We start from the raw sequence: 25,327 nt of genomic DNA, 5'->3' as shown, positions 1-25,327 counted from the left end.
CCACCATGCAATCGGTCATCGCGCAGGCAAAGCGCATCGTCGTCAAAGTGGGCTCCAGCCTGGTCACCAACGACGGCAAGGGGCTCGACCACGACGCCATCGCCCGCTGGGCGGCCCAGATCGCCAAGCTGCGCGTGGCCGGCAAGGAAGTGGTGCTGGTCAGCTCCGGCGCTATCGCCGAAGGCATGCAGCGCCTGGGCTGGGTGCGGCGCCCGAAGGAAATCCATGAACTGCAAGCCGCCGCGGCGGTTGGACAGATGGGGCTGGCGCAGGTCTATGAGAGCCAGTTCGGCCGCTATGGCATCCGTACCGCGCAGGTGCTGCTGACCCACGCCGACCTGGCCGACCGCGAGCGCTACTTGAACGCCCGCTCCACGCTGCTGACGCTGCTGTCGCTGGGCGTGGTGCCGATCATCAACGAGAACGACACCGTGGTCACCGACGAAATCAAGTTCGGCGACAACGATACGCTCGGTGCGCTGGTCACCAACCTGATCGAAGGCGACGCGCTGGTGATCCTGACCGACCAGCGTGGCCTGTACACCGCCGATCCGCGCAAGGACCCGGCTGCGCAGTTCGTCGACGAAGCCCTAGCCGGCACGCCCGAGCTGGAAGCCATGGCGGGTGGCGCCGGCACGTCGATCGGCCGCGGCGGCATGCTGACCAAGATCCTGGCGGCCAAGCGCGCGGCCAAATCGGGCGCCCATACCACCATCGCCTCCGGGCGCGAGGCCAACGTGCTGGAGCGCCTGGCGGCCGGCGAGGCGATCGGCACCCAGCTGCTGGCGCCGACGGGCCGGCTGACGGCGCGCAAGCAGTGGATGGCCGACCACCTGCAGCTACGCGGCCGGGTCGTGATCGACAACGGCGCGGTCGAGAAGCTCACCAGCGGCGGCAAGTCGCTGCTGCCGATCGGCGTGGTCGAAGTGCAGGGCGAATTCGCCCGCGGCGAGGTGATCGCCTGCGTCGATGCGCTAGGCAAAGAGGTGGCGCGCGGCATCACCAACTATTCCAGCGCCGAAGCGCGGCTGATCGCGCGCAAGCCTTCGTCCGAGATCGAAGCCGTGCTCGGCCACCTGAACGAGCCGGAACTGATCCATCGCGACAACCTGGTGCTGGTCTGAGCGACGGCAGCAAAAACGGCGGAACTGCCAGGCAGTTCCGCCGTTTTTTTATGCCGGATGCGCGCGCTCAGCGCTGGCGCGGTGCGCGCGATTGCAGCTCGCGCACCATGTCCGCGGGCGTGCCGGCCACGGTGCGGCCCTCGCAGAAGAAATCCACCGCCAGCGTGGCGGCGTAGGCGTTGCGCGCCCCGGTTTCCATGCGGTGCCAGGTCTCGCCGTAGTCGCTGCTGTTGGGCACCCACTCGGTGGCACCCTTCGGCAGCGTCGCGTACAGCTTGCGCTCGAACGCGTCGCAGCGCAGGCCTTCGAAGGTCACGTTGCGCGCGCCGCTCTGGCTGGTGGTGACCGCGGTGTAGCGCACCACGTTATCCTTGCCCACCGAGATCGACTTGCTGTCCACCGCGAACGACAGCGTGCCGGTGCCCGCCACCGAGAACGGGATTAGGTTGGCGTCCTGCGGCAAGGCCGGCAGCATGGCCTTGGCTTCTTCGAAGGTCTTGGGCGCGAACGGGTTGTTCCAGGTGCTTTCTTCCGCCGCCATCTCCTTGCCGGTGGTCTTGCAGCCGGCCAGGGCCAGGCTGGCCGCGGCAAGCAGCAATCCGGCCGCGCTCAGGCCGCTGCGGCGGCCCACGCCGGTCAAACTAGTCATCAGTGCTCCGTGAAGTGGATACCGGCGTCGCCGGCGAAACGTACTCGGCCGTGCCGGGGGCTTCGGCATTGCCGTCGGCGTCGGCCTGCTGCGCGGCCTGGGCGCGGCTCAGCGCCTGTCCGCGCGGCCCGCCGTGGCGCCCGTGCACGCCGTGGCCACCATGGGCGCCATGCGTACCATACGGACTGAGCGGCACGCGCGGATGCCGGTTCAGGAAGCGTGACAATTCCGTCAGCGCCATCTGGTAGACATCGCGCTTGAATTCGATCACGGCCTCGAGCGGGACCCAGTAATGGCTCCAGCGCCAGGCATCGAATTCCGGGTGCTCGGTGGCGCGCAGGTGGATGTCGCAGTCCCTGCCGGCCATGCGCAGCAGGAACCAGATTTGTTTCTGGCCCTTGTAGTGGCCGCGGATCTCGCGGCGGATGAACTTGTCCGGCACCTCGTAACGCAGCCAGTCGCGCGTGCGACCGACGATCCTGACGTGCTCCGGAAGCAGGCCGATTTCCTCATGCAGTTCGCGGTACATGGCCTGTTCCGGCGTTTCGCCGTACTTGATGCCGCCTTGCGGAAACTGCCATGAGTGTTCGCCGATTCGCTTGCCCCAGAAAACCTCGTTTCTTGCGTTGAGGAGGATGATGCCGACGTTCGGGCGAAAGCCTTCACGATCGAGCATGACTGCACCTCGAATCCTTTAGAATTACGCTGATTATAAAGGAAGCGCGCAGCCGGGCCCGGACCGGGGGATGGTGGTTTTCCCCGAGCAGAAGGGCAGTTTCAGGCGCGTGCGCATAATTCAGCGCCGCCGGCCCCCCGGATTGTGCCGGGACGGATTTTTCCGACCTTGGCGGCCCAGAGAGAAATTACGGATGAAAGCCTCGCAATTCTTCATTTCCACCCTCAAGGAAGCGCCCGCCGACGCGGAAATCGTTTCGCACAAGCTGATGATGCGCGCCGGCATGATCAAGAAGCTGGGTGCCGGCATCTACAACTACATGCCGATCGGGCTGCGCGTGATCCGCAAGGTGGAAAACATCGTCCGCGAGGAAATGAACCGCGCCGGCGCGGTGGAGCTGTCGATGCCGGTGATCCAGCCGGCCGAGCTGTGGCAGGAAACCGGCCGCTGGGACAAGATGGGCCCCGAGCTGCTGCGCCTGAAGGACCGCCATGAGCGCGACTTCGCGGTCCAGCCCACCTCCGAAGAGGTGGTGACCGACATCGCCCGCTCCGAGATCCGCAGCTACAAGCAGCTGCCGGTCAATTTCTACCAGATCCAGACCAAGTTCCGCGACGAGCGCCGGCCGCGCTTCGGCATCATGCGCGGGCGCGAGTTCACCATGAAGGATGCCTATTCCTTCGACCGCGATACCGACGGCCTGCGCAAGTCGTACGAGAACATGTACGACGCCTACGTGCGCATCTTCCGCCGCTTCGGGCTGGAATTCCGCGCCGTGGCGGCCGACAACGGCGCCATCGGCGGCTCGGGCTCGCATGAGTTCCACGTGATCGCCGAGACCGGCGAAGACGCCATCGTCTATTGCCCCACCTCCGCCTACGCCGCCAACATGGAGGCCGCCGAGGCGCTGCCGCTGGTGGCAGAGCGCGCCGCGCCCACGCAAGAGCTGGTCAAGACCTTCACCCCGGAGAAGGTCAAGTGCGAGCAGGTGGCCGAGTTCCTGAACCTGCCGCTGGAGACCAACGTCAAGTCGATCGTGCTGGCCACGGACGGCGACGCCGGCACCCAGATCTGGCTGCTGCTGATCCGCGCCGACCATGAGCTGAACGAGGTCAAGGCCTCCAAGGTGCCGGGGCTGGCCGAGTTCCGCTTTGCCACCGAGAACGAGATCGTCGAAGCCTTCGGCTCGCCGCCCGGCTACCTGGGCCCGATCGACATGAAGAAGCCGGTCAAGGTGGTCGCCGATCGCACCGTCGCCAACATGAGCGACTTTGTCTGCGGCGCCAACTACCGCGACTACCACTACACCGGCGTCAACTGGGGCCGCGACCTGCCCGAGCCGATCGTCGCCGACCTGCGCAACGTGGTGGCGGGCGACGCCTCGCCGGACGGCCAGGGCACGCTGGAGATCTGCCGCGGCATCGAGGTGGGCCACGTGTTCATGCTGGGCACGCGTTACTCGGAATCGATGAACGCCACCTTCCTGGACGAGACCGGCAAGACCCAGCCGATGCAGATGGGCTGCTACGGCATCGGCGTCACCCGGATCCTGGGCGCGGCGATCGAGCAGAACTTCGATGAGCGCGGCATTATCTGGCCGGCAGCGATCGCCCCGTTCGCGGTGGTGATCTGCCCGGTCGGCTATGACCGCTCCGAGGCCGTCAAGGCCGAGGCCGACCGCATCCATGCCGAGCTGCTCGCCGCCGGCGTGGACGTGATCCTCGACGACCGCGGCGAGCGCCCGGGCGTGATGTTTGCCGACTGGGAGCTGATCGGCGTGCCGCACCGCGTGGTGGTGGGCGACCGTGGCCTGAAGGAAGGCAAGGTCGAGTACCAGGGCCGGCGCGACGCGCAGGCCACCGCCGTCAGCGTGGCCGAAGTGGTCGGCCACGTGCGCAGCCTGCTGGCGAACTGAACCCCATGCGCGCCGCCCGCGGCATGACCGCCGCCGCCCGCCGCCTGGCGGGCGCGCTGCTGGTATCACTGCTGGCCCTGGCGGCCACGCCGGCGCACGCCGGCGCGCAGAAGGAAGAAGACTTGGCCGATTCGGTGCGCGGCGCGCTCGCCGCGGCCATTGCCGATGACCGGCCGCTGCGGCCGGTGTTCGCCTCCGGCGGCGAGCGCCTGGCCTACCTGAAGTGGCTGGGCGAGATGTCGGCGCGGCTCGCCGCGCGCATCCCCGAGCCGCAGGTGCGGGTTGAGCTGATCGAGGTGGCCTACTACGAAGCCAAGCGCGCCGGCCTGGAGCCCGCGCTGGTGCTGGGCCTGATCCAGGTCGAAAGCAACTTCCGCAAGTACGCGATCAGTTCGGCCGGCGCGCGCGGGCTGATGCAGGTGATGCCGTTCTGGGTGCGCGCCATCGGCGACAGCGATGCGCGCAAGCTGTTCCACCTGCAGAGCAACCTGCGCTACGGCTGCACCATCCTGCGCTACTACCTGGACCGCGAGCAGGGCGACCTGTACCTGGCGCTGGGCCGCTACAACGGCAGCCGCGGCCGCCCGGAATATCCCAACGCGGTGCTGGCGGCGTGGAAGCGCTGGCAGTATTCCGAAGCCACCGTCACCGTCGCCGGCGATGCCGAGATCGCGCCGTCGCGCCCGCGCGCGCCGGTGGCGGAGCCGCCCGCCCGCAACCCGTTCTCGTCGCAACGCGTCGCAGCCAATCCGTCATGATCCGCGAAGCATCCGTTGCCGGCGGCAAGGCCGGCTACACCGAATCCTCGCCCGAACTCGAACAATGGCTGGCCCGGCATATCGCCAAGGGCTTTGCGGCCGATGCGCTGGTGCTGTCGATGCTGCGCTCGGGCTACGACGACGCGTTCGCGCGCCGCTCAGTGGCCGCGGCGTTTGCGCAAGACCCTGCGGCGGCGGCCCCGCCGGCCCAGCCCGAGATCGAAACCGCCGCCACCGGCACGCCCCTGGCCTACGCCGCCGATGGCGGTGACCGCCGGGTGCCCGTGCTGTTCCGCCTGGCGTCGCCGCAGGTGCAGCTGTTCCAGCAACTGCTGAGCGACGACGAATGCGATGCCCTGGTGGCGCTGTCGCGCGGCCGGCTGGCGCGCTCGCCGGTGGTCAATCCCGACACCGGCGACGAGAACCTGATCGATGCCCGCACCAGCATGGGGGCGATGTTCCAGGTGGCCGAGCACGCGCTGATCGCGCGCATCGAGGCCCGCATCGCCGCGGTCACCGGCGTGCCGGCCGATCACGGCGAGGGCTTGCAGATCCTCAACTACAAGCCCGGCGGCGAATACCAGCCGCACTTCGATTACTTCAACCCGCAGCGCCCGGGCGAAGCGCGGCAGCTGGCCGTCGGCGGGCAGCGCATCGCCACCCTGGTGATCTACCTGAACACCCCCGAGGCGGGCGGCGCCACCGCGTTCCCGCGCGTGGGCCTGGAGGTGGCGCCGGTCAAGGGCAACGCGGTCTACTTCAGCTACCTGCTGCCCGACGGTACGCTGGATGACCGCACCCTGCACGCCGGCCTGCCGGTGGCCACCGGCGAAAAGTGGATTGCCACCAAATGGCTGCGCGAACGTCCGTACCGCAGCGCGGCGTGAGCCGCGCCGTGGCCGCACCACCCGCCGGCTGCTGGTGGGCCGATCCCGCGCTGCCGTTTGCCGAAAGCCGTCGCGCCCGCCACAGCAGCGCCAGCTACCTGCCGCATACCCATCCCACGCTGTCGATCGGCGCTGTCGACGGCGGCACCAGCCGCTTTGCCTGCGGCGATGAACGCGCTGTGCTGGGGCCGGGCACGGTGGTGCTGATTCCCGCGCACCAGGTCCATGCCTGCAACCCGTTGCCGGACGGGTGCTGGAGCTACCAGATGCTGCATTTCGACCCGGCGTGGGTGGCGGCCGTGCTGGACGAAGACAGCGCGGCACAAGCCCGCCTGCCGGCCCGCGTGATGGCGTCCCCACGGGCCTACCGGCTGGTCTGCGAGTTGAACCGCACGCTGTTCTCTCCCGCCGACAGCGTCGAGAAAGACGCCGCGCTGGTGGCCTTCATCGGTGACTTGCATGCCGCCATCGACACCGGCGCAGCCAGCCGGACCCTGCCGGCGCCGGCTGCGGTCTCCGCCCGCGTGGCGCAGTTGTGCGAGCTGCTGCACGAACGCCATGCCGAGCGCCTGCCGCTGGCCGAACTGGCGCGCGCCAGCGGCCTGAGCCGCTACCACCTGATCCGGGCCTTCCGCGCCGAAACCGGCATGACGCCGCACGCCTACCAGCTCGACCTGCGCATCCAGCAGGGGCGCCGCCTGCTGCGCCAGGGCGCGGCGCTGGCGGAGGTGGCGCTGGCGCTGGGCTTTGCCGACCAGAGTCATTTCCAGCGCGCCTTCAAGCAGCGCGTGGCCATGACACCGCGCGGCTACCAGCGCGCCGCCTGAGGCTCCAGCCCTGGCGCCGCCCGCGCCGCCACCGCAACTTTCTTCAAGACCGGCCACCTCGGTGCGCACGACACTGCGGACTCTTCACGGAGGGTCGGCATGGACATGGTTTTCGATCTTGGACCGGGGGTGTTGCCGTGGCAGCAATTTGCCATGGTGGCCGGCGCGCATGCGCTGGCGCTGCTGAGCCCCGGGCCGGATTTTTTCCTGGTGGTGCGCAGTGCGCTGCTGCACGGGCCGCGGCGCGCCGGCGCCGTCTGCCTGGGCATTGCGCTGGGCAATGGCGTCTTTATCGGCCTGGCGCTGGGCGGGATGGCGGCGATGCGCGATGCTCCGCAATGGTTCGCGGCGCTGCAGTGGGCAGGCTGTGCTTACCTGGCGTGGCTGGGCTGGCGCCTGCTGCGCGCGAATGGCGAACTGTCGATCCCGGCGGCGGATGCTGCGGCCAGGGCCGCGCCCGTAGCCTGGCTGGCCCAGCTTGCCAGCGGTTTCCTGTCCGCCGTGCTGAATCCGAAAAATGGCCTGTTCTACGCCAGCCTGTTCTCGGTGCTGGCCGCCAGCCGCACGCCCCAGGCGGTGCAATTGGCCTATGGGGCTTGGATGTTCGCCGTCGTGCTGGGTTGGGACCTGCTGGTGGCCTATGGCATCGGGCATCCGGCGCTGGCCGCGCGCTTCGGGCGTTCGGTGCGATGGGTCGAACGTCTGACGGGCGCCGTCCTGTGGCTGCTGGCGCTGGGCGTCGCCTGGCACGCGCTACGGTGAGCGATGGGCGGCGAATCGGGCCGCCCTGTATCGGCGCATTTTCCTCAAAGTGTACCGGTACTGTACCGTTAAGTGGCCGTAGACTGATTTCCCGAAAACACATGAACGCCCGCTGGAGTCAGTCATGGAAGTGTCCCAACTCGCCGCCGGCACCGGCGTCTTTGCCGCTTTTGCCGGCTTTGCCCTGGTGTCGTCGATCACCCCTGGTCCGAACAACACGATGCTGCTCGCCTCGGGCGTGAACTTCGGCTTCCTGCGCACCGTGCCGCACCTGCTCGGTGTCAGCATCGGCTTTGCGCTGATGGTGGGGCTGGTCGGGCTGGGCCTGGGATCGCTGTTCCACGCCTTCCCGTGGACCTGGCAGGTGCTGCGCGTGGTGGCGACGGTCTACCTGGTCTGGCTGGCCTGGAAGCTGGCCACGGCCGGCGGCGTGCAGGACCGGCAGGTGGCGCGGCCGATGGGCTTCTGGGCCGCCGCGGCGTTCCAGTGGGTCAACCCCAAGGCGTGGGTGATGGCCGTCGGCGCGTGCAGTACCTATGTGCTGCACGGCAACCTGTGGCTCAACGTGCTGCTGCTGTCGGCGATCTTCGGGGTGGTGAACCTGCCCAGCGTGGCGCTGTGGGCGCTGTGCGGCTCGGCGCTGCGGCGCTGGCTGGCGCGGCCCAGGGTGCTGCGGGGGTTCAATATCGGGATGGCGGTGCTGCTGCTGGCGTCGCTGTGGCCGATTTTGGCGCCGCACCAGGCGTAACATGCTTGCTCCCCTCTCCAGCGCACGGGAGAGGGGAGCAAACTGTCAGTCCTTCAGATGACTCAAACCAGCGCCCGGATCGAATCCAGGTTGCGCCAATACCCCTTCGCATCCATCCCGCACCCAAACACATAGCGGTCCGGCACGGCAAAGCCGCAGAAGTCCGGATGCATCGGCTTGGGTTTGCTCAGCGTCTTCTCGCACAGTACCGCGGCGTGGAATTCTTTCGCGCCCATGTCCATGATGCGCTGGCGGATGGCCGCCATGGTCTCGCCTTCATCGAGGATGTCGTCCAGCACCAGCACTACGCGGTCCTTGACCGATTCGCGCGGGGCCACGCGCCATTGCATCTCGCCGCCGACGGTCTTGTTGTTGTAGCGCGAGAGGTGGATGTAGTCGAACTCAAGCGGGAACGCCAGCTTGGGCAGCAGCATGCCGGTGAAGACCACCGCGCCGCCCATCACCGACAGCACCAGCGGGAAGGCATTGCCCATCCTGGCGGTGATGTCCGCGGCCATGCGGTCCAGCGAGGCCTGGACTTCTTCGGCGGAGACGATTTCTTCGGAGTTGGCCCACAGCTCGCGGGCCTGTTCGGCGCTCATCATGATGTCTTTCCTGTTCTTTTGCGGGGAGGCAGTGGGGTACGGCAGCGGGCTTCAGCGGTTGAAGAGGCCCTTCATGCCGCCCTTCATCGCGCCCATCTGGCGCATCATCTTCATCATGCCGCCGCCCTTGAGCTTCTTCATCATGGATTGCATCTGGTCGAACTGGTTGAGCAGGCGGTTCACCTCCTGCACCGGCACGCCGGCGCCCGCGGCGATGCGGCGCTTGCGGCTGGCCTTGATCAGGTCGGGCTTGGCGCGCTCGGTCGGCGTCATGCTGTTGATGATGCCTTCCATGCGCGCCACCTGCTTCTCGGCCTGGTCCATGTTGGCGCCCTGCGCCTGCTGGGCGAACTGCGCCGGCAGCTTGTCGACCAGGCTGCCCAGGCCGCCCATCTTCTTCATCTGGCCGATCTGCGCCTTGAAGTCTTCCAGGTCGAAGTCGCCGGTCTTCTTGATCTTCTTGGCCAGCTTCTCGGCCGCTTCCATGTCCACGCCGCGCTGGGCTTCCTCGACCAGCGCGAGGATGTCGCCCATGCCCAGGATGCGCTGGGCCATGCGGTCCGGGTAGAACGGCTCCAGGCCATCCAGCTTTTCGCCGACGCCGACGAACTTGATCGGGCGGCCGGTGATATGGCGCACCGACAGCGCCGCGCCGCCGCGTGCATCGCCGTCCAGCTTGGTCAGCACCACGCCGGTCAGCGGCAGGGTGTCGTTGAAGGCCTTGGCGGTGTTGACCGCGTCCTGGCCCAGCATGGCGTCGACCACGAACAGGGTCTCAGCCGGCTTCAGCTCGGCGTGCAGCGCGGCGATTTCCTGCATCATCGCCTCGTCGATGCCCAGCCGGCCGGCCGTGTCGACGATCAGCACGTCGTGGTAATGCTTGCGCGCCCAGTCCACCGCCGCGCGGGCGATGTCCACCGGCTTCTGGTCCGGCTGCGACGGGAAGAACTCGGCGCCGACCTGCTCGGACACGGTCTTGAGCTGGGCGATGGCGGCGGGGCGGTAGACGTCGCAGGAGACCGTCAGCACCTTCTTCTTTTTGTTTTCCTTGAGCCACTTGGCCAGCTTGCCCACGGTGGTAGTCTTGCCGGCGCCCTGCAGGCCCGCCATCAGGATGATCGCGGGCGGCTGCACGGCGAGGTTCAGCTCCGCTTCCTTGTTGTTGCCGCTGGCGGCATCGGCGCCGCCGATCACCGCGGTCAGCTCGCGCTGGACCACACCGACCAGGGCCTGGCCCGGGGTGAGGCTGCTGACCACCTCTTCGCCCATGGCCTTTTCCTTCACGCGGGCCACGAATTCGCGCACGACCGGCAGCGCCACGTCGGCTTCGAGCATGGCAAGGCGCACTTCGCGCAGCATCTCGGCGGTGTTGGCCTCGGTCAGGCGCGCCTCGCCGCGCATGGTCTTGACCACACGCGCCAGGCGTTGAGTGAGATTGTCCAGCATGGCAGGAATCGGGGGAGAAGTCGGAGCAGGGCTCGGGGCTGAAATCGGAGGCGGTCCGGCACACGGGGCAGGCCTGGAACATCGGCGACACCGGTTCAAGCGGGCCGCCACCGGCCGTGGGCACTAAGGTAAACTGCGTAAATGGTCATTGTACTGTATGCCCTGACGGCACTTCTCTATTGCGGCCTGGCCTGGCACGGCTGGGCCACGCGCCATCCGCGCGTGGCGGCGGCTGCCGGCCCGGCCGGCGGGTCTGCCACCGCGGTGCTGGTGGCGGGCGGCGGCCCCGTCCCGCCCGCGGGCGGCGCGCACGGCGAAGGGCGCCCCGCCTGGTGGCACGTGCTGATGCTGGCGGCGCTGGCCAGCCACGGCATGCTGCTGCATGAAACCATCTTCCCGGCCGAGCGCATGATGTTCGGCTTTGCCTTTGCGCTGTCGGCCATGCTGTGGCTGGGCGTGGGCATCTACTGGATCGAGAGTTTCTTCTTCTCGCTGGCGGGGCTGGGCCTGATCGTGATCCCGGTGGCGCTGGTGGCCAGCTTGATGCCGCTGGCGTTTCCCGGCTCGCAGATCCTGGGCTACGCGGCGCGGCCGCTGTTCAAGCTGCATTTCATCATCGCCAACGTGGCTTACGGGCTGTTCACGCTGGCGGCGTTCCACGCCTTCTTGATGCTGCTGGCCGAGCGGCGCCTGCACGGGTTCCGGCATGCGCCGGCACGGACCCCCCAACAGCAGCCCAGCCAGTGGCTGGGGCGCTGGCTGGACCTGCTGCCGCCGTTGCTGACGCTGGAAAAGCTGCTGTTCCGGCTGATCGGCGCCGGCTTCGTGCTGCTGACGCTGACCATCGGCTCGGGCCTGCTGTTCTCCGAAGAGCTGTTCGGGCGCGCGTTCCGGCTGGACCACAAGACGGTGTTCGCGCTGATCTCGTGGGCCATGTTCGGCGGCATCCTGGCCGGGCGCATCTTCCGGGGCTGGCGCGGCAAGGTGGCGTTGCGCTGGGTCATCGCCTCGTTCGGCATCCTGCTGCTGGCCTATGTCGGCAGCCGTTTCGTGATTGAAGTCGTCTTGCACCGGCTCTGATTTTTCATGGCACGTATCCTGATCCTGCTGGCCGTGGTGCTGGGTGTCTTCTGGTGGCTGCGCGCCCGCGCCGAGGCCCGCCTGGCCGAGCATCGCGACCGCCAGGCCCGCGAAGCCAGCGCGCACGCCGCCGCCGGCACGCCCGACGCCAGCGCCGAGCGCATGGTCCAGTGCGCCCAGTGCGGGGTGCACCTGCCGCAGGGCGACGCCATTGCCTGGCGCGGCCTGCACTACTGCCGGCGCAGCCACCTGCCTGACGAAAGCCGGACCGAAGGCAGCAACGGCAGCGGCGACGGCAGCAGCGGCCCGCGCCCATGACCGGGCCGGCGCCCTCGGCCTGGCAGCGGCTGAACGCCTGGCGCGGCCTGGCGCAGCTGTGGCGCCAGCCCGAGCCGCCTGACTTCCACTGGCGCCTGCTGCGCTATTTCTGCTGGACCCGCGTTGCCGTCGGGCTGCTGCTGGTCGGCTTTGCGCTGATGCGGCGCGGCGAGCCGATCCCCGGCGCCGCCAGCACGGCGGCTTCCCCCATCACTGCCGCGATCCCGGCCTTGCCCTTTGGCCTGGAGGCCATGGGCGGGATCGAGCATGCCGCGGCCATGGCCGTCGCCGTGCCTTACCTGGGCATTGCGCTGGCGATGCTGGCCGGGACGCTGTGGCGCCGGCATTTCCATCTGCGCGTGCGCGTGCAGGTGCTGGCCGACCTGGCGCTGCTGGCGCTGGTCTTCAGCGTGCTGGGGCAGGGCGGCCAGGCCGATGGCCTGGCCATGATCTTCCTGGTGCCCGCTTTGGAAGCGGGCGCGCTGACCAGCCTGCTATTCGCGCTGTTTGCCGCCGCAATCTCCGCGCTGGTGGTGATGAGCGGCCCGTTCATGCATACCATCCTGCTGCGCCAGGCCGATGCCGGGCTGCTGGGCTCGGGCCTGTTCGGCCTGGTGTTCATGATCGCCGCGCTGCTGATGTATATGCTGGCCAACCGCCAGATCGCGCAGGAGCGTCTGGCGCTGGCGCGCGAGCAGGAGCTGCGCCTGCAGCAGCTGGTCAACCGGCTGATGGTCAACGATATGCAGGACGGCGTGATGCTGGTGCGCGCCAACGGCGCGGTGGTGGCCGCCAATCCCGCCGCAGTGGTGCTGCTGGGCGTGCAACCGCATGAGCGCATCTACTCGCGCAAGCTGGGCGGTGCGCCGGGTGGCGAAGCCGTGCGGGGCGGCGGCGATACCGTGCTGTTCGACCTGCGCCGCATCCCGCGCCTGCAGCCGCTGATGGAAATGCTGCGCGACTGGCTGCGCAGCAAGGACGATGTGCCGCGCATCCTGCAGCTGCTGCCGATGGCCTCGGGCCCCGCGCTGGCCGACGGCACCATGCAGCATACCCGGCTGCGCCTGCGCTTCGTGCTGCCGGGCCTGGCCGGGCTGCGCTCGACCATGGCGCATGGCCGCACCGTGCCGGCCGCGCTGGACACCGCCGCCTGGAATGAACTGTCGCCGGAAGCCGCCGGGCGCCTGCGCCTGGCCATTGCGCAGAACGAGGCGATGGCGTGGTCGCAGGAGGACGAAGCGCTGCTGCGCAGCGAGATGCGCGACACCGTGCTGGTCCATATCGAAAGCTGGGAACGCATTGCCGAGCAGGTGCAGCAGGAAAAGCTGGCTGCCATGGGCCGGCTGGTGGCCAGCATCGCGCACCAGATCCGCAACCCGCTGGCGGCGATCAGCCAGGCCAGCGAGCTGCTCGGCGATTCCGGCCGGCACGACCCGGACGCGCGGGAGCCCGGCGGGGCCGATGTCGATATCGACGCCCGCCTGCTGCGCATCATCCACGACAACGTGCGCCGGCTGGACCAGGTCGTGTCGGACGTGCTGCAGATGTCGCGCCGGCCGCGCACCGGCCGCAGCACCGTGCACCTGACGCAGGCGCTGCCGGAGATCGTCGAGCGCTGGCGCGCCGAAATGCACCAGCGCCGCCCGCGCGCCGGCGAGACCCGCCCGGCGGGCCGCGCCGACATCAACGCCAATGCCATCCGCCTGACCGTCGACGTGGCCCAGCCGGTGGTGTTCGACGCCGCGCAGCTGCAGCAGGTGCTGGGCAACCTGCTGGACAACGCCTGGCGCTATTGCAGCCGCCTGCCGGGCTCGATACGGCTGCTGGCCCATGCGCTGGACCAGCACCATGCCGAGCTGATCGTCTGGAACGACGGCGCCGAGGTGGCGCGCGAACACCAGCGCAGCCTGTTCGAGCCGTTCTTCACCAGTAATGCCCAGGGCACCGGGCTGGGCCTGTTCATGGCGCGCGAGCTGTGCGGCGCCAATGACGCCCAGGTGCGCTACGGCGCCATCTCGCTGCCGGCGCTGATCGAGCGCACCGGCATGCTGGCCCCCGCCGCGCGCGCTACACTGCCGGCCAAGGCCTTCGTGCTGACGCTGCGCATCGAGAGCGCCGAAGCCGCCGCGGCGGCCGCCGCCTGAACCGTCCTCCATCCCGCCACTGCCCCATGCCATCCCGAACGTCCCGCGCGCCCGACCCCATCCTGGTCATCGACGACGAGGCCGACCTGCGCGAGCTGCTGGACATCTCGATCCGCCGCATGGGCCATGACGTGGTGCTGGCCGGCTCGCTGGCCGAGGCGCGCGACAAGCTGGCGCAGGGCCGCTACAGCCTGGTGCTGACCGACATGCGCCTGGGCGACGGGCTGGGCATCGAGATCGTGCGCCAGCTGTCGGCCGCGCCCGAACGCATCCCGGTGGCGGTGATCACCGCCTACGGCAGCGCCGACAACGCCGTGGAAGCGCTCAAGGCCGGCGCCTTCGACTACATCGCCAAGCCGGTGTCGCTGGAGCAGTTGCGCAGCCTGGTGCTGAATGCGCTGGGGCGCCCGCCGCGCGAGAGCGCCGATGCCGACGCCGCCGTGGCGGCGGAGCAGGCCGCCGACCGCGCTGCGGCGCTGCTGCCCGGCCATTCCGCGGCGATGCAGGAGGTGCGCCGCTCGCTGTCGCGGCTGGCGCGCAGCATGGCGCCGGTGGTGATCAGCGGCGAATCCGGCAGCGGCAAGGAGCGCGCCGCGCGCGCCATCCATGCCACCAGCGCGCGCGCCGCGCATCCGTTTGTCGCGGTCAACTGCGGCGCCATCCCCGAGAACCTGATGGAGTCCGAGTTCTTCGGCCACGTCAAGGGCGCCTTCACCGGCGCCGACGCCGAGCGCGGCGGCTTCTTCCAGGCCGCCAACGGCGGCACGCTGCTGCTCGACGAGGTGGCCGACCTGCCGCTGCCGATGCAGGTCAAGCTGCTGCGCGCTTTGCAGGAGCGCCGCGTGCGCAAGATCGGCGCCAGCCGCGAAGACGCCGTCGACGTGCGCGTGATGTGCGCCAGCCACAAGGACCTGGCCGCGATGGTGGCGGCAGGGCAGTTCCGGCAAGACCTGTATTACCGCCTGAACGTGCTGGCGCTGCGCATGCCCACGCTGCGCGAGCGCGGCGAAGATATCCCGGTGCTGGCGCGCGCCATCCTGGACCACCTGGCGGTGCGCTACGGCGATGCGCACCCGAAGCGGCTGTCGCAGGCGGCGCTGCAGCGGCTGGTGGCCTATCCGTTTCCCGGCAATGTGCGCGAACTGGAAAACCTGCTCGAGCGCGCCTACGCGTTTGCCGAAAGCGAAGACATCGAGCTGGCCGACCTGGGCCCGCTGGACGCCGGCGCCGGACACGCCGGGCTGCTGCACCCGCCGGTGCCCGCGATGGTGCCGCAGCCGGTGCCGCCTCCCGCTTACGCTGCTTACGCCGCGTGGGGCACTGCGGGCGTCCCGGTCGTGCCGGCACCCGCCACGCCCGCGCCGGTTCAGGCTGAGCCGCCACCGGCGGCAGCAACTGCCACCGCAGCAACACCCGAACGCGAGCCCGCCGGCGACCCTGCCGAGCGCGCCTGCCGCGGCATCGTGTTCCCGATCGACCTGCCGGCCAGGCTCGAGGCCGTCGAGCGCGAGCTGATCCTGCAGGCGCTGGCGCAGACTAATTTCAATCGCACCGCAGCCGCGCCATTGCTGGGCCTGAACCTGCGCCAGCTGCGCTACCGCATCCAGCAACTGGGCATCCGCGAAGCCATGGATGCCGCCGACCGCGGCCCAGCGGAAGGCGAGGGAACGACATGACCGCGCCCGCGCGTTCCCCCTATCTGCCTGATGCCGACGGCTGGGTTGCCGCCGCGCGCCGCGTTCCGTCGCCCAACTTCGACGCGCGCCCGGACGGCATGCCGGTGGACCTGGTGGTGCTGCACAACATCAGCCTGCCCCCCGGCCAGTTCGGCAGCGGCGACATCGAGGCCTTCTTCCAGAACCGGCTCGATCCCGGCAAGCATCCGTTCTTTGCCACCATCCACCAGGTCCAGGTGTCCGCGCACTTCCTGGTCACCCGCACCGGCGAGCTGGTGCAGTTCGTGCCGTGCACCCAGCGGGCCTGGCATGCCGGGCAGTCAGATTTCTTCGGGCGCGCGCGCTGCAATGATTTTTCCATCGGCATCGAAATCGAAGGCTGCGACGACCTGCCGTTCACGCTGGCCCAGTACGACACCGTGGCCACGCTGGTGCCCGCGCTGATGGCCGCCTATCCGGTGCGCGCGATTGCCGGCCACAGCGATATCGCCCCGGGCCGCAAGACCGATCCCGGCCCGCATTTCGACTGGGCGCGGTTTGCCAGGCAGGCAGGGGTGGTCCCCGCAATGTTGCCTTACCAGTGCCCCGGCGCCGCGGGGCAGGTGACGAATTCCTAACGTCATTCGGCGCCGTACGCGCTCCATTCCGGCGCACATGCCCCACGTCGGTGTGGGGCTATCGCAACCTCGCAACAATCAAAAAAATTTTTGTGAAATGTGCAGTTGCGAACGGTCTGGCCGAAACCCTTGCGCGTACTAGGCTTGCGGGCATGTGGCGCTGCCGCACAGGCGCCGGCGCGCCCCAAATAGCGGTTGTCAAGACTGGTCATTCGGATTCCTTTCACTATACTTAGCCCAGTTTTCCGCATCACCCACTATATCTAGTAGTCAAACCGGGGAGCCGGCCCCAGGCGAGGCAGCAGCCGCGAAGTTCGCGCATCGACTGCAAACCTCCCTGCAAGGCCTGCGAATCACAAGAGTCCCTGGCGAAATGTTCACGTAAAGGCAGTCTGTCCGCCCCCACTTTCGAGCCGGGAGGGACGTTCTTTCTCGCCGCATTTCGCCAGGGGCTCTTTTGTCTCTTATTTCCAGGGTAAAAAACAGGAGTTCTCATGCAAACGGCCCAGAACGAAATCACCACGGGTGGCGCCGCCGCCGGTATCGCACCGACCGCGCAGCAGACCCCCGCCAACGCCGCCAATACGAACTACCCGGACCACAAGATCATTCGTCGCAACGGTGCCGTGGTGGCGTTCGAGCCGTCCAAGATCGCCGTCGCCATGACCAAGGCCTTCCTCGCCGTCAACGGCGGGCAGGGCGCGGCCTCGGCGCGCGTGCGCGAGATCGTCGAGCAGCTGACCGACAACGTGGTGCGCGCACTGGTGCGCAGCCGCCCGAGCGGTGGCGCCATCCATATCGAAGACGTGCAAGACCAGGTCGAGCTGTCGCTGATGCGCTCGGGCGAGCATGAAGTGGCCCGCGCCTACGTGCTGTACCGCGAGAAGCGCAAGGACGAGCGCGCCCAGGCCAACGCCCAGGCCGTGGCCCGCGTGCAGGAAGGCGGCATCAGCGTTAACGTGACCGATGCCGGCGTGACCAAGCCGCTGGACGTCGCCGCACTGCACGCCCTGATCGACAACGCCTGCTCCGGCCTGGGCAAGGCCGTCAGCGCCGAGCCGATCCTGAAGGAAACGCTGAAGAACCTGTACGAAGGCGTGCCGATGACGCAGGTGTACGACTCCGCCATCCTGGCCGCGCGTACCCTGATCGAAAAAGACCCGGACTACAGCCAGGTCACCGCCCGTATCCTGCTGCACACCATCCGCAAGGAAATCCTGGGCACCGAAGTGACCCAGTCGGAGATGTCGGCCCGCTACGCCGAATACTTCCCGAAGTTCATCGCGCGCGGCATCGAAGCCGAACTGCTCGACGAAAAGCTGGCCACCTTCGACCTCGCCCGCCTGGGCGCCGCGCTGGACGCCGGCCGCGACTTCCAGTTCAACTACCTGGGCCTGCAGACCCTGTACGACCGCTACTTCCTGCATATCGATGAAACCCGCATCGAAATGCCGCAAGCCTTCTTCATGCGCGTCGCCATGGGCCTGGCGTTGAACGAGAAGGACCGCGAAGCGCGCGCCATCGAGTTCTACCAGCTGCTGTCGTCGTTCGACTTCATGTCGTCCACGCCGACGCTGTTCAATTCCGGCACCCGCCGCTCGCAGCTGTCGTCGTGCTACCTGACCACCGTCTCGGACGACCTGGAAGGCATCTACGAAGCGCTGAAGGAAAACGCGCTGCTGTCCAAGTTTGCCGGCGGCCTGGGCAATGACTGGACCAACGTGCGCGCGCTCGGCTCGCACATCAAGGGCACCAACGGCAAGTCGCAAGGCGTGGTGCCGTTCCTGAAGGTGGTGAACGACACCGCCGTCGCTGTGAACCAGGGCGGCAAGCGCAAGGGCGCGGTCTGCGCCTACCTGGAAACGTGGCACCTGGACATCGAAGAATTCCTGGAGCTGCGCAAGAACACCGGCGACGACCGCCGCCGCACCCATGACATGAACACGGCCAACTGGATTCCGGACCTGTTCATGAAGCGCGTGATGGAAGGCGGCGAGTGGACCCTGTTCTCGCCCGCCACCTGCCCGGACCTGCACGACAAGGTCGGCAAGGAATTCGAGAAGGCCTACCTGGGCTATGAAGCCAAGGCCGCCAGCGGCGAACTGAAGCTGTTCAAGAAGCTGCCCGCGCTGCAACTGTGGCGCAAGATGCTGGGCATGCTGTTCGAAACCGGCCACCCGTGGATCACCTTCAAGGATCCGTGCAACATCCGCAGCCCGCAGCAGCACGTCGGCGTGGTGCACAGCTCCAACCTGTGCACGGAAATCACGCTCAACACCAATGACAGCGAGATCGCCGTCTGCAACCTGGGCTCGGTCAACCTCGTCGCTCATCTGGCCAAACAGGCCGATGGCTCTTACGCGCTTGACCACGCCAAGCTGCAGAAGACCATCCGCACCGCCATGCGGATGCTCGACAACGTCATCGACATCAACTACTACGCTGTCGAAAAGGCCCGCAATTCCAACCTGCGCCACCGTCCGGTCGGCATGGGCATCATGGGCTTCCAGGACTGCCTGCACGTGCTGCGCACCCCGTACGCCAGCGACGCTGCGGTGAAGTTCGCCGACACCTCGATGGAAGCCGTGTGCTACTACGCCTACCAGGCCTCCACCGAGCTGGCCGAAGAGCGTGGCCGCTACGAGACCTACACCGGCTCGCTGTGGGACCGCGGCATCCTGCCGCAGGATTCGCTCAAGCTGCTGGCCGAAGAGCGCGGCGGCTACCTGGAAGTGGACCTGTCCAGCACCATGGACTGGGACAGCCTGCGCGCCCGCATCAAGCAGCACGGCATGCGCAACTCGAACTGCATCGCGATCGCCCCGACCGCGACCATTTCGAACATCATCGGCGTGTCCGCGTGCATCGAGCCGACCTTCCAGAACCTGTACGTCAAGTCCAACCTGTCGGGCGAGTTCACCGTGGTCAATGACTATCTGGTGCGCGACCTGAAGGAACGCGGCCTGTGGGACGAAGTGATGGTTGCCGACCTGAAGTACTTCGACGGCTCGCTGGCCCGCATCGACCGTATTCCGCAAGACCTGCGCGACATCTACGCCACCGCGTTCGAAGTCGAGCCGACCTGGCTGGTCGAAGCCGCCAGCCGCCGCCAGAAGTGGATCGACCAGGCCCAGTCCCTGAACATCTACATGGCCGGCGCCTCCGGCAAGAAGCTGGACGATACCTACAAGCTGGCCTGGCTGCGCGGCCTGAAGACCACCTACTACCTGCGCACCATGGCTGCCACCCACGTGGAGAAGTCCACCGTGTCGCGCGGCTCGCTGAACGCGGTGTCGTCGGGTAGCGACAGCACGTCGTCCCTGGACGCAGCCGCCGCATCGGCCCCGGCCATGCCGGAAGCCGAAGGCGCGGTCTGCACGATGCGCCCGGGTGATCCTGGGTTCGAAGAGTGCGAAGCGTGCCAGTAAGGCGAAGAACCAGAGAGTAAAAACAACCCCCGGTTTGCTCCCCTCTCCCGCTCGCGGGAGAGGGGCGGGGGTGAGGGCCGGCGCATCAACGAAGTAAAGCGTCAAACCTGACCAACCACCGCGCCCCCCCAACCGAATCACGGAGGACCAATCATGCTGAGCTGGGACGACGACGTTCAAGCCACCCCGCAGGCCGCACCGCAGCCTGCCCTGCAACCCGCTGCCGCCGTCACGGCTGACCAGCAAGGCGTCCTGCCGCCGAGCGCCACGCAAGCCGGCATCCTGGGCAACAACCCCAACGCCGCCGCCGCGCAAAGCAACCGCCGCGTTAACGCCGCCGACAAGCGCGTCATCAACGGCTCGACCGACGTCAACCAGCTGGTCCCGTTCAAGTACAAGTGGGCGTGGGAAAAGTACCTGGCCGGCTGCGCCAACCACTGGATGCCGCAGGAAATCAACATGTCGCGCGACATCGCGACGTGGAAAGACCCCAACGGCCTGACCGAAGACGAGCGCCGCATCATCAAGCGCAACCTCGGCTTCTTCGTCACCGCCGACTCGCTGGCCGCCAACAACATCGTGCTGGGCACCTACCGCCAGATCACCGCGCCGGAATGCCGCCAGTACTTGCTGCGCCAGGCCTTTGAAGAGGCCATCCACACGCACGCCTACCAGTACATCGTTGAATCGCTGGGCCTGAACGAAGCCGAGATCTTCAACGCGTACCACGAAGTGCAGTCGATCCGCGACAAGGACGAGTTCCTGATCCCGTTCATCGACACGCTGACCGACCCGTCGTTCAAGACCGGCACGCCGGAAAACGACCAGAAGCTGCTGAAGTCGCTGATCGTGTTCGCCTGCATCATGGAAGGGCTGTTCTTCTATGTGGGCTTCACGCAGATCCTGGCGATGGGGCGGCAGAACAAGATGACTGGGGCTGCGGAGCAGTATCAGTACATCCTCCGGGATGAGTCGCTGCACTGCAATTTTGGGATTGACCTGATTAACCAGATCAAGCTGGAGAATCCGCATCTTTGGACGGCTGAGTTTAAGGCTGAGATTACGGAGTTGTTCAAGAAGGCTGTTGATCTGGAGTATCGGTACGCTGAGGACACGATGCCACGTGGGGTGTTGGGGCTGAATGCGCCGATGTTCAAGTCGTATCTGCGCTTTATCTGCAATCGGCGGTGCCAGCAGATTGGGCTGGATCAGCTGTTCCCGAACGAAGAGAATCCGTTCCCGTGGATGTCTGAGATGATTGACTTGAAGAAGGAACGCAACTTCTTTGAGACGCGTGTGATTGAATATCAGACGGGTGGGGCGTTGAGCTGGGATTGAAAAGGATAATGACGGTGAGGTAAAGGTCGATTCCACCGCACAAGCTCGCATGTCGACTTTTCTGCTAATGAGGTGTGGCGATTCGTTGATCGCCGCGCCTTTTTTTATACGGGCAGGAATCGATCTCGTTAGAATTTCTTGTTTGTTGGGTTATAGGTCTTTTCAATAAAAAAACTACAGATTAGTGGAGTCCATTGATGACGGCGCAAGATAAAAAGCTCCTTAAACTACGCGACATTATTAACGAAAATCTCCGCACGCAACTCAACAACGATCGTGTGGACTACATCAGTACTGGCCATACTGTTAGTGATGTGGCTGCAAAGCAGAGTCATTGTATTTTTGCTCGTCGCGGCTGTGGTAAAACGCTGTTGCTGCATCATTCCCGTCGCGAGTTACCAAGGGAAGTGCGGGCAATTTATGTAAATTGCGAGGATTTCAAGCATCATTCGTTTCCGAACGTTCTCATCGAGTTGCTCGAGGCTATCTTTAATGAGCTGGACAGAAATCTCTTGGGGTGGTTTGGTAAAAGTAAGGCTTTAAAGAGCACGCTTAATGATCTGCGCTCTAGTCTTGCAGAGTTGCGCTCGTCGCCGGACGAGCAGACCATCGATGTCAAAACAAACGCTAGCAATCAGCAAGAAGATAAGAATTCCGCTGCGCTTAAAGCTGGCGGGAAAGTTGAGGCGATCGAGGTAAATGCGAGTATGTCGCAGGAGAAGCTGTTTAAAACTTCTTCGGATATAGAGCAGAAATACACGCACAACGAAAACAAGTTGCAGCGCCTGAATCACAATCTTCCGGGGTACAAGGCAAAGATTCGAGATTTTTTCAAAATATCTGGAAAATTAAAAGCCGTCTTTGTTCAAATTGATGATTTCTATCATCTCAATAGAGCGGATCAGCCATTCGTTGCTGACTACATTCATCGGCTTTGCAAGGATACGCCGTTAAAATTTAAGATTGCAACGCTCAAGCACAACTCTGTTCTATATATCGAGCGCTTCGGTCAGCCAATTGGTGTGCAGGAGCGACACGATTATCAGCCAATTAATATTGACTTTACGTTCGAGCATTTTGATAGGACTCTCGCACAAAATAAGGGTATTTTTTACGAGTACTCGAAGATGGCGGGTATGACTAACTCTGATAAATCTGCTAAGGAAAAGATGAGATCCAGCCCTATTTTGGAAGGCGTCGCTCTTCGTCGTATTTGGAAGGATACAGCAGGCAAGTCGGTTGAGATAGCCTTGGCCGAACAGGACAGTAAAGAAGAAGCATAGAGATTTGCAGCCCAATCGGGGAGGCTTGTCCTTTGCTTTTGTCAATCCGCGCCATCGCTTGCGATTGCCTATTTTGGTCTCCTTTGTCGCTGGCAATATTTGGGGATTCGCAGCTAAAAAAGTAGCTACGAATCCCTACCCGCTGCGGCTACTCCGACCAAATCACGACAACCTTGTTCCGTACTTCCACTTTGAGCGCTTGCCCGATCTTGAAGCCAGCGCGTTCCAACCATACGCCGCCTAGTCGAATCCATGGAACGCATCGCATCCCACTATAGCGATTACCTTCAGTTGCCTTGACGCGGAAATGCCGGTAGCTGGTAGTGAATGTGCGCACGTGCGCAGAGGAAGAGTTTTTTCGCATAGCGAACTCCAACAAAATTTGGATTCGCCCGTGCAAACCGGGCGGCCGGGCACTTGAACACCGCCCGCAGATCGGCCCGCATGTTTCCCCTTTCGGGTCTTGTATCGATGCGCGCTGCCCGGCCTTAGCAGAAAGCTATGGAAGACACGCCACGACTGTCGGACGTGGCAACGCTGCGGGGGGTGTGTTCAGCACCGATAGCTAGGCTAAGGATTGCGGATACTGCCGCCAATGAGACAACTCTGCATTGCGGTACCGCAAGCCACGGTCTGACGTCGTTCCCTGGCACCTAGCTCATGGGCGGCGAAAGCATCCTTCTCCCAGAAGATCCACGACATCGAAACACGGGTCGAACGCCTGGGCGAGGCAAGCTGTGATGAAGCACTCGTGGGTACCGGCCTGCCAGGACGCGTGGCGTTGTCAGTCGTCCGTGAGGCATATTCAGAGAAGGCGGCCATGGCGAGCGCCCTTACCGGGTCCGGCCCCCCATGCCGTCCGCTGATCGGAGCGGTGCCGGTCTAGTGGGCTCACCGATATTGCCGATGAAGTCGGCATGCCCTGCCAGAACATGCGCAAGTTGATGTTCGGCTATCCCAAGTGTTTTCCGGCGCCAGTAACGGGCAAACGATGCCTTAGCCAACCACTTGTAGATTCTTCGCACGGAGTGCACTTGTCGCAGGCTGATGCAACGAGGCTTTCCTTCATGAGTGACGGTATCCACCACCTAGAAGCTTGGCACGGCATATGCCTCGGTTCAACAACTTCGGCGAACATCATGGAGACGATCATGCCAAAAGCATCCAGCATTGCGCAGGCAAAGGCGGACAAGCGGGCGGGGAAATCGGCGAACACCCAGGCAAGTCATTTTGTCCGTGACGAGATCGAAGCCGTTCGCCATGGCAAGCATGGCGTGCGCTCGGCCAAGCAGGCCATCGCCATCGGCTTGTCGGAAGCGCGCCGCGCGGGCGTCGACCTGCCCCCTAAGGCTGGTTCCAAATCCGCGACGGCCAAGAGTGCGGCCAAGCTCACAGCCAAGAGTGCCAGCGAAAAGGCGCCAAGGCGGCCTAGTTCCGAAAGCACGGCCAAGCGTCGCAGCGCCGCTATCAAGGCGCTCAAGCGAGAGAGCACGGCCGGGGCCTCGCCTCAGGCACTGTCAGCCCAGGCCAAGCGTGCTGCTAGCAAGCGTACCGCGGCAGATCGCTCCGCGGCCGCCGAGAAGGCGGCCAAGACAAAGGGCGCAGCGGGCCGCTCTGAAGCGGCCCAAAAGGCAGCGCGCACCCGTGCAGCGAACAAGCGAGCAGACAAGAAGCCTCGTTAGTCAGGTGTTTTGTGCGTGGAGGGGCGGGCGCGTCGCCACGCCTCGCTCTTGGGCTCGCCCTACAGAATCTGCTTCCCGCTTTGCGCCACCACTTCGTGCTCGATGCGACAGGCTTCGTTTGCAGTGCGGTCTCGTGATTAGCATCACCGACGAGCCATTCTCTGAACTCAACCCCGAGCATGTTCGTGTGGCAAACGCAATCGAGATTCGGCTAGCTGATCAGGATTTGTTGCCTCGGTATGCCGCGCTATGAGTGAGCAAGTTAGGATGCGACACCATTGAGGTTCGTCGATCGGCACATGGGAAACCCGCAATTGCCCAGGCGCGACGTTGAGCGGAAGATGGCCCGGCACGCGCAGCAGTCGCTGCTCAATTTGCCCGTGCCGGTTCCTCCAACTCCTATCCAAAGCTCGCCCCAATAACGCCCGCCGTGACGTCCCCCGCCCACTCACGCCAACCCCGTCTCCATTTCGACCTCACCACCATCCAGCTCTTCATCGCCGTAGCCGATGAAGGCAGCATCACCCGCGGCGCCGAACGCCTGCATCTGGCCGCAGCCGCCGCCTCAAGACGCATCCTCGAACTGGAATCCCAACTCGGCGTCTCCCTGTTCGAGCGCCTGCCCCACGGCATGGCTTGCACCGAGGCCGGCCGCGCCTTGCTGGCCCACGCACGCGGCATCACCCACACCGTCCAGCGCATGCAGGACGATGCCGCCTCGTTCGTCGGCGGCGACCTCGGCGTGGTGCGGGTCGCCGCCCCCAAGTCCGCCGTGATCCAGTTCCTGCCGTTCGACATCCAGCGCTGTGCCACCGAATGCCCCGGTGTCCGCATCGACCTGCAGGAGATGAACAGCCAGGAAGTCCAGCAATCGCTGCGCCGTGGCACGGTGGATATCGGCATCTACGAGGGCAGCCTGGGCGTGGTCGACCTGCCCACCGCACCGTATCGCAGCGACCGGCTGGTGCTGGTGGTGGCGCGCGGGCATGCGCTGGCGAAGCGCAAGAAGGTGACGACGGAGGAGGTGCTGGACTGCGACCTGATCGTGCTGGGCGAGAGTTCGGCGATCTCGGTCGGGCTGGAGCGGCTGGCGGAAGAGGCGGGGCGGGTGCTGCGCATGCGCATGCGCGTGAGCGGGTTCGACAGCATTGCGGCGCTGGTGGCGCAGAACCTGGGGGGCGGGGTGATGCCGGAGGCGATTGCGCGCGAGGTGGCGGGCGGCAGCGGCTTTGTCCGGCTGCCGATTGCGGGGGAGTGGGCGGTGCGGCATTTTGTGCTGTGCCATCGGCCGCATGGCGCGCTGTCGTCGGCGGCGTTGAGCGTGCTGCAGGTGCTTGCGCAAAACGCGAAACCTGAATCCTGAA

The 25,327-nt window shown here is 65.8% G+C and carries 22 protein-coding genes; 17 read left to right on the top strand and 5 right to left on the bottom strand.

The annotated features are described in order from the left end of the window. Window positions 1–5 precede the first annotated feature (5 nt). Window positions 6–1,124 carry a glutamate 5-kinase gene (gene proB / locus ACOCMH_RS30800; RefSeq protein WP_427311370.1) on the top strand — a complete coding sequence of 373 codons (1,119 nt, stop codon included), beginning with the start codon at window positions 6–8 and terminating at the stop codon, window positions 1,122–1,124. A 67-nt stretch (window positions 1,125–1,191) separates the two neighbouring features. Here proB and ACOCMH_RS30795 read toward each other — a convergent pair whose 3' ends face one another. Further along, entirely contained in the window at window positions 1,192–1,773 is a 582-nt protein-coding gene (locus ACOCMH_RS30795) for a CNP1-like family protein (RefSeq protein ID WP_427311369.1), read from the bottom strand. After that, window positions 1,766–2,449 (bottom strand): RNA pyrophosphohydrolase, encoded by a 684-nt coding sequence (locus ACOCMH_RS30790; protein ID WP_427311367.1) that lies wholly within the window; start codon window positions 2,447–2,449, stop codon window positions 1,766–1,768. The genes ACOCMH_RS30795 and ACOCMH_RS30790 overlap by 8 nt, the downstream gene beginning before the upstream one ends. 193 nt (window positions 2,450–2,642) lie before the next feature. Between ACOCMH_RS30790 and ACOCMH_RS30785 the strand changes: the two genes are divergently transcribed. The 6 genes from ACOCMH_RS30785 to ACOCMH_RS30760 all read left to right on the top strand — a co-directional run bounded on the left by ACOCMH_RS30785 (window position 2,643) and on the right by ACOCMH_RS30760 (window position 8,346). Beyond that, window positions 2,643–4,364 (top strand): proline--tRNA ligase, encoded by a 1,722-nt coding sequence (locus ACOCMH_RS30785; RefSeq protein WP_427311365.1) that lies wholly within the window; start codon window positions 2,643–2,645, stop codon window positions 4,362–4,364. A 5-nt stretch (window positions 4,365–4,369) separates the two neighbouring features. Next, window positions 4,370–5,122 carry a transglycosylase SLT domain-containing protein gene (locus ACOCMH_RS30780; protein WP_427311363.1) on the top strand — a complete coding sequence of 251 codons (753 nt, stop codon included), beginning with the start codon at window positions 4,370–4,372 and terminating at the stop codon, window positions 5,120–5,122. Then, complete coding sequence (locus ACOCMH_RS30775; RefSeq protein ID WP_427311361.1) at window positions 5,119–6,009, top strand: 2OG-Fe(II) oxygenase; 891 nt, start codon at window positions 5,119–5,121, stop codon at window positions 6,007–6,009. The genes ACOCMH_RS30780 and ACOCMH_RS30775 overlap by 4 nt, the downstream gene beginning before the upstream one ends. Further along, the gene (locus ACOCMH_RS30770) at window positions 6,006–6,836 is read left to right on the top strand and encodes a helix-turn-helix domain-containing protein (RefSeq protein ID WP_427311359.1); all 831 of its coding nucleotides are present in this window, start codon (window positions 6,006–6,008) and stop codon (window positions 6,834–6,836) included. The genes ACOCMH_RS30775 and ACOCMH_RS30770 overlap by 4 nt, the downstream gene beginning before the upstream one ends. 99 nt (window positions 6,837–6,935) lie before the next feature. Beyond that, window positions 6,936–7,598 carry a LysE family translocator gene (locus tag ACOCMH_RS30765; protein ID WP_427311357.1) on the top strand — a complete coding sequence of 221 codons (663 nt, stop codon included), beginning with the start codon at window positions 6,936–6,938 and terminating at the stop codon, window positions 7,596–7,598. A 124-nt stretch (window positions 7,599–7,722) separates the two neighbouring features. Beyond that, on the top strand, window positions 7,723–8,346 hold the full coding sequence (locus ACOCMH_RS30760) for a LysE family translocator (RefSeq protein ID WP_427311355.1): 624 nt from the start codon (window positions 7,723–7,725) through the stop codon (window positions 8,344–8,346). A 62-nt stretch (window positions 8,347–8,408) separates the two neighbouring features. Here the strand turns inward: ACOCMH_RS30760 and ACOCMH_RS30755 are convergent, their stop codons facing one another. After that, entirely contained in the window at window positions 8,409–8,951 is a 543-nt protein-coding gene (locus ACOCMH_RS30755) for a hypoxanthine-guanine phosphoribosyltransferase (RefSeq protein WP_171517681.1), read from the bottom strand. 51 nt (window positions 8,952–9,002) lie between these two features. Further along, window positions 9,003–10,397: a signal recognition particle protein gene (gene ffh / locus ACOCMH_RS30750; protein ID WP_171517682.1), complete on the bottom strand. Its 1,395-nt coding sequence runs from the start codon at window positions 10,395–10,397 to the stop codon at window positions 9,003–9,005. A gap of 141 nt (window positions 10,398–10,538) precedes the next feature. Here ffh and ACOCMH_RS30745 point away from each other — a divergent pair, with 141 nt between their 5' ends. The 8 genes from ACOCMH_RS30745 (at window position 10,539) to ACOCMH_RS30710 (ending at window position 22,281) form a co-directional block, all read left to right on the top strand. Next, a complete protein-coding gene (locus ACOCMH_RS30745) occupies window positions 10,539–11,477 on the top strand; it encodes a cytochrome C assembly family protein (protein ID WP_427311354.1) in 939 nt (312 codons plus the stop codon). A gap of 6 nt (window positions 11,478–11,483) precedes the next feature. Next, window positions 11,484–11,795: a PP0621 family protein gene (locus ACOCMH_RS30740; protein WP_427311352.1), complete on the top strand. Its 312-nt coding sequence runs from the start codon at window positions 11,484–11,486 to the stop codon at window positions 11,793–11,795. Further along, window positions 11,792–13,939 carry a sensor histidine kinase gene (locus tag ACOCMH_RS30735; protein ID WP_427311351.1) on the top strand — a complete coding sequence of 716 codons (2,148 nt, stop codon included), beginning with the start codon at window positions 11,792–11,794 and terminating at the stop codon, window positions 13,937–13,939. The genes ACOCMH_RS30740 and ACOCMH_RS30735 overlap by 4 nt, the downstream gene beginning before the upstream one ends. Before the next feature lie 26 nt (window positions 13,940–13,965). Further along, on the top strand, window positions 13,966–15,615 hold the full coding sequence (locus ACOCMH_RS30730; protein ID WP_427311349.1) for a sigma-54-dependent transcriptional regulator: 1,650 nt from the start codon (window positions 13,966–13,968) through the stop codon (window positions 15,613–15,615). Continuing rightward, window positions 15,612–16,232: a 1,6-anhydro-N-acetylmuramyl-L-alanine amidase AmpD gene (gene ampD / locus ACOCMH_RS30725; RefSeq protein ID WP_427311348.1), complete on the top strand. Its 621-nt coding sequence runs from the start codon at window positions 15,612–15,614 to the stop codon at window positions 16,230–16,232. Before ACOCMH_RS30730 ends, ampD begins: the two co-directional genes overlap by 4 nt. Before the next feature lie 494 nt (window positions 16,233–16,726). Continuing rightward, window positions 16,727–19,660: a ribonucleoside-diphosphate reductase subunit alpha gene (locus ACOCMH_RS30720; protein WP_427311346.1), complete on the top strand. Its 2,934-nt coding sequence runs from the start codon at window positions 16,727–16,729 to the stop codon at window positions 19,658–19,660. A gap of 153 nt (window positions 19,661–19,813) precedes the next feature. Continuing rightward, the gene (locus ACOCMH_RS30715; RefSeq protein WP_427311344.1) at window positions 19,814–20,998 is read left to right on the top strand and encodes a ribonucleotide-diphosphate reductase subunit beta; all 1,185 of its coding nucleotides are present in this window, start codon (window positions 19,814–19,816) and stop codon (window positions 20,996–20,998) included. Window positions 20,999–21,195: 197 nt separating this feature from the next. Beyond that, the gene (locus tag ACOCMH_RS30710; RefSeq protein ID WP_427311342.1) at window positions 21,196–22,281 is read left to right on the top strand and encodes a hypothetical protein; all 1,086 of its coding nucleotides are present in this window, start codon (window positions 21,196–21,198) and stop codon (window positions 22,279–22,281) included. 148 nt (window positions 22,282–22,429) lie between these two features. Here ACOCMH_RS30710 and ACOCMH_RS30705 read toward each other — a convergent pair whose 3' ends face one another. Continuing rightward, a complete protein-coding gene (locus ACOCMH_RS30705; RefSeq protein ID WP_427311341.1) occupies window positions 22,430–22,645 on the bottom strand; it encodes a SymE family type I addiction module toxin in 216 nt (71 codons plus the stop codon). Between the two features lie 787 nt (window positions 22,646–23,432). Here ACOCMH_RS30705 and ACOCMH_RS30700 point away from each other — a divergent pair. After that, window positions 23,433–23,963, top strand: a complete 531-nt coding sequence (locus ACOCMH_RS30700) for a DUF6496 domain-containing protein (protein ID WP_427313397.1) — start codon at window positions 23,433–23,435, stop codon at window positions 23,961–23,963. Window positions 23,964–24,393: 430 nt separating this feature from the next. Next, window positions 24,394–25,326 carry a LysR family transcriptional regulator gene (locus tag ACOCMH_RS30695; protein ID WP_427311339.1) on the top strand — a complete coding sequence of 311 codons (933 nt, stop codon included), beginning with the start codon at window positions 24,394–24,396 and terminating at the stop codon, window positions 25,324–25,326. Window position 25,327 lies beyond the last annotated feature (1 nt).

This window comes from Cupriavidus sp. H39, from assembly GCF_050271075.1.
Classification (GTDB): domain Bacteria; phylum Pseudomonadota; class Gammaproteobacteria; order Burkholderiales; family Burkholderiaceae; genus Cupriavidus; species Cupriavidus necator_B.
This window is presented reverse-complemented; position numbering and strand designations above follow the sequence as displayed.